The organism is Mycobacterium gastri (genome assembly GCF_002102175.1).
Classification (GTDB): Bacteria; Actinomycetota; Actinomycetes; order Mycobacteriales; family Mycobacteriaceae; genus Mycobacterium; species Mycobacterium gastri.
On record NZ_LQOX01000018.1, the window covers coordinates 1 to 4462 of the forward strand.

A 4462-nucleotide genomic window follows, 5' to 3' on the forward strand; every position below is an offset into this window, starting at 1 on the left:
CATCACTGGCAAACGGGTGGTCCCATGACCGTGGCTAAACCCTGCTCAAACCGGTCCCATCACGGTGGCGGTCGACATGTGCTGATCTAGCCACAGCGCTGAGCGGAGTGCTGGACCATGCAATCACATCTTCAACATGGACCCCAGGTCGAGTCGGTGCGCAATTAGCCCGGCTTTGAGCGACAAGCCAAGGGGAGCAACAAATTTGTCGCTGACAGGCAGGCAAAAAGAGACACCCCGAACCGGCGGAGACTGATGTGGCTGATGGGAAAGCCGCGGTTGCATCCTACAACTTGGGGCACCAGTTCAGCGCCGTGCTAGAAGCGTCCTGAAAACCCGTTGTCAGCCGGCCCGATCACATCGGCACGCCTATCTACCGACCTGTCGCGGGAGGGCGCGGCGCGGACATGAAAGGTCTGTCCGAAGGCAGATCCCCGTCTTCAGACGGTGGGTCAAGCAGGCCCTTTCAGGCCTCGCCCAAGAATGGGCTTGCTGCACTTCGGACAGACCGCCAGGTGCCCTGGCGCTGACTAGTATGGCACCGCGATCGCCTACGCGGCGATGGCCGAAAGTCCCTTAACGCGTCGGCCCAAAGTCACATTGGGCCGGTGCACCGGGCGGCGCTGCACGACCGGCGCGGTTGCCTCAAGCTGGCCGGGCGCGACGACGCGTTGCCGGCCGCCCGCCGACGCGCTGGCTCGGCCGCGATCTGGCCCCGGCCATGTTGCACCGCCACAGCGCCCACAACGAAGCGGTCGCCCGCATCACCCCGAAGTTGCGCAGCTGCTCATTGGTGACCGCCAGCACGGTCAAACCCACCAGCGCAATACCCACCAACACCGCGATCGCAATCATCGTCTTCAACGGCCGCCCGATCATCGAAACGATGATGACTCGGCTGTTGTCGGTGAACGTGGCAGCGGCCAGAGCGTCCATGTCGGGCAGGTCGCGGTGGATCGCGGCGGCGAGCTGCGTCGCGGTGTAGCCGTCTTTGGGCCGGGCCAGGAAATAGGACACCCGATTTCCGGCCCGCACCAGCCGCGCTGCATCGGGCAGCGAGATGAACGCGTAAGTTGCCCAGGGCGGCGGTCTGGTTGGACAAGGACTGCGATCGCCACCCCCAACACCGAGAACACCAACCGGGCACGTTCAGCGACGAGATTCTTGACGGCGACGATCACCAGCTACAAGCCTTTGATCACACGCGAACCTGGTAACCCAACCCACAAAGGAGGTAGTCGCCGGCGAGCCGCAAGAAGTTCCGTGGGAGTTGTCCGACTCGCCACGATTGTCGGCGTACGCCGGTCAACCACCAAAGAGCAGGGCGGCGAAAACGATGGCCATTGCCAGAGCCATCGACATCCGGCCGGTCTGCGCCAGGACGTCGCGCTTGCAGCCCGTCGCACCGCGCCGCCATCCGGCCAGGGAGATGAACGCCCACACGATCGCCGCGGCCGTGAAGACCAAGAACCACAACCAGTTGACGGAATCAACCCATCCCGGCTGGGTGCTGTCCGCCGGCATGGGCATCGCCGACATCTCCATGCCCGGCATCGAGATGGCCGTCGATGCCGGGTGGGGGGTGACCGGGTTGCCGGGCAGTAGATGACCGTTCATCATGACGTACATCCATGTCATGGCGAGCATCATCAATGCGTGGTAGCTGCCTGCTACCCGCTGGGCGATCGTCTTGGCCGAGACGACGGACAGTGCGACAAACCACCCGGCCGCCAGCAGAAAGAAGGCCGCGGGTCCGGTGGTCGGCGCATGGATGCCCCAGGGCCAGATCATCACCACCATGGCAATCGCCATCACCAGATGCAGCCCATTGCTGACGAGGTAGACCCACCGTCGCCGTTGGCCGATCGCGGCGACGACATAGGTAGCGCCGCTCAGCACGAAAAGCCCGGTCACTAGCCAACGAAGCAGCAGTTCATCGACCATGCGGAGCTCGATCGCCGGGATTCGGGGAGGTCATGACGTCACTTTCAGGATCGGTATCGACGGCCTCCGAAGAATATCCGGTCCGCGGCCGGTAGGTGGGGCCGGCGAATCCAAGGTCGGGCAACGGGCGTCCGGTGCGATATCGGGTCGTAAGCTCGTGGGGTGCAGACCGACGCGACCGCTGACCGTTTGCCGTCGGCGGCGCCGGCCCCGCGGTCGATCTCGTGGGCATTGGCCGGGCTGCTTCTTGGTCTGCTCGGCATCTCGGGGGTGTTGGCTGGCTACGGGCTGGCGTCGGGAGCGCGCCGCTATGCCACGGCGGGTAACCCGTATCCCGGTGGGTTCCTTTGCGTCGCGGAGCCGCTCGGATACTTTCTGGCGTCATTGGCGACCGCAGTGTGCCTGGGTGCACTGGTGTACGTCGTCATCGCGTCGCGCCCGGAACACGACGGCTTGATCGATGCAGCAGCATTCCGGATTCACCTTGTGGCAGAGCGTGTTTCCGTTGCCTGGCTGGGGCTTGCAGTGGTGATGGTGGTCATTCAGGCTGCCCACGATGCCGGTGTGGCGCCGTCGCAGCTGCTGGGCGGTGGAGCGCTGCTCGATGCCGTCGGCGCCTCGGAGGTCGCACGGGGGTGGATCGTGGCGGCGATCGGCGCGCTGGTGGTCGCCGTCACGCTGCGACTCACCAGTCGATGGGTCGGCCATTTCGTGTTGCTCATCCCTACCGTGATCGCCGCGGTTGCGACGGCGGTCACGGGTAACGCGGGGCAGGGGCCGGACCATGACTACACCACCAGCGCCGCGATCGTCTTCACGTTGGCCCTTGCCACGCTGACCGGGCTGAAGACGGCCACTGCGGTGACCACCGCGTCGCCGGGTCGGGCTGTGCAGGTGATGCAGGTGGCCTGCGGAGCGTTGACGCTGTCCTACGGCGCGGTGCTGCTGTATCTGTTGACCCCGGGTTGGTCGTTCGACTCGGACTTTGCTCGCCTCGGTCTGGCGGCGGGCCTGGTGGTAGCGCTGGTGTGGTTATCGGACTGTTGGGGTTTGTTCGTCCGGCCCGCGGGATCCGGGGGTGCCCGTATCGCCGGTGCCGTGGCCATGATGGCCGTGATGGCCGCGGTGGCCGCGATGGCGATTCAGACCGCGCCGCGGTATGTTACCCATCAGTTCTCGGCATGGGACGTCTTTCTCGGGTACGAACTGGCGCAGCCGCCCAACGTCGTCACGTTGCTCACCTCGTGGCGGTTCGACAGCCTGGTCGGGACTCTTGGCGTGGTGCTCGCCGTCGGGTATGTGGTCGCGTACGTGCGCCTGCGGACGAACGGCAATGCCTGGCCCGTCGGCAGATTGATGGCATGGCTGATCGGTTGTGTCGTCCTGGTTTTCACCAGCAGCTCGGGCATGCGCGCCTACGGGTCGGCGATGTTCAGCGTCCACATGGCTGAGCACATGACGCTGAACATGTTCGTCCCGGTGCTGCTGGTATTGGGCGGCCCGGTCACCCTGACGCTGCGGGTATTGCCCGCTGCCGGTGACGGACAGCCGCCCGGGCCCCGCGAGTGGCTGACCTGGCTGCTGCATTCGCGGGTGACGGCGTTCTTGTCGCATCCGATTACCGCGTTCATCCTGTTTGTGGCCTCGCCCTACATCGTTTATTTCACACCGCTGTTCGACATCCTGGTGCGCTACCACTGGGGCCACGAGTTCATGGCCGTCCACTTCCTGATCGTCGGGTACCTCTTCTACTGGGCGATCATCGGTATCGACCCGGGGCCGCGCCGACTTCCCTACCCGGGTCGGATCGGGTTGCTGTTCGCGGTCATGCCATTTCACGCCTTCTTCGGCATCGCGTTGATGACCACGTCATCGGCGATAGGCAGCGGGTTTTACCAGTCGGTTGGTCTGCCGTGGCTGCCGAGTATTGTCGCCGATCAACATCTTGGCGGCGGAATTGCCTGGGGTGCAACGGAACTGCCCATCATCATCGTGATCGTGGCGCTGGTGGCACAGTGGGCGCGCCAAGACCGGCGGGTCGCCGCCCGCGAGGACCGGCATGCGGACAGCAACTACGCCGATGACGACCTGGATGCCTACAACGCGATGCTTCGCGAACTGTCCCGGATGCGCCGATGACGTAGGTGGCCGGATCTGTCCCGTGGCAGTCGGATTCATTTCGGACCCGTCACATCGGCCAGCCGAGTCTCCGCGGGTTTGCGGTGTTGGATTTGCCCGTCTGGCTCGAAAGTTCAAGGTGACCACGAACGCGGCTGGTCAACGGTGTCCTCGTGCGCAGCCTTGGACCACGCACACTTGGGCTGTGTTATTGGCACGCCGCTACCGCTCCTTCGCTCAAACCGCTTGCGATGGCAGGCGTTCGGGGGATGTCTTACGTGCTCACCGAATCGGCTGTCATGTCGCCGTATCGAGTGTGCGGTGACGGGTGTGTCCCGAGCGTGGAAGGGAGTTCGATGTAGGTAGAGCTTTCCGAAGCGGTGCTGTGCAGGAGATGAAG

At 64.6% G+C, this 4462-nt stretch carries 2 protein-coding genes and 2 pseudogenes; 2 read left to right on the forward strand and 2 right to left on the reverse strand.

The genetic code is table 11. The annotated features are described in order from the left end of the window. Nucleotides 1-640: 640 nt before the first annotated feature. A pseudogene (locus tag AWC07_RS28345) lies at nt 641-766 on the forward strand (hypothetical protein); the annotation flags it as partial. On the opposite strand, the pseudogene AWC07_RS27380 reads toward AWC07_RS28345, so the two are convergent. Next, nucleotides 757-1102, reverse strand: a pseudogene (locus AWC07_RS27380) (ABC transporter permease family protein); the annotation flags it as partial. The pseudogenes AWC07_RS28345 and AWC07_RS27380 sit on opposite strands and share 10 nt — an antisense overlap. A gap of 203 nt (nt 1103-1305) precedes the next feature. Then, nucleotides 1306-1944, reverse strand: coding sequence for a DUF5134 domain-containing protein (locus AWC07_RS02360; protein ID WP_036408875.1), 639 nt, complete (start codon nt 1942-1944; stop codon nt 1306-1308). Nucleotides 1945-2106: 162 nt separating this feature from the next. Here AWC07_RS02360 and AWC07_RS02365 point away from each other — a divergent pair, with 162 nt between their 5' ends. Continuing rightward, nucleotides 2107-4083 carry a cytochrome c oxidase assembly protein gene (locus AWC07_RS02365; protein WP_036408877.1) on the forward strand — a complete coding sequence of 659 codons (1977 nt, stop codon included), beginning with the start codon at nt 2107-2109 and terminating at the stop codon, nt 4081-4083. The last annotated feature ends 379 nt before the right edge of the window (nt 4084-4462 follow it).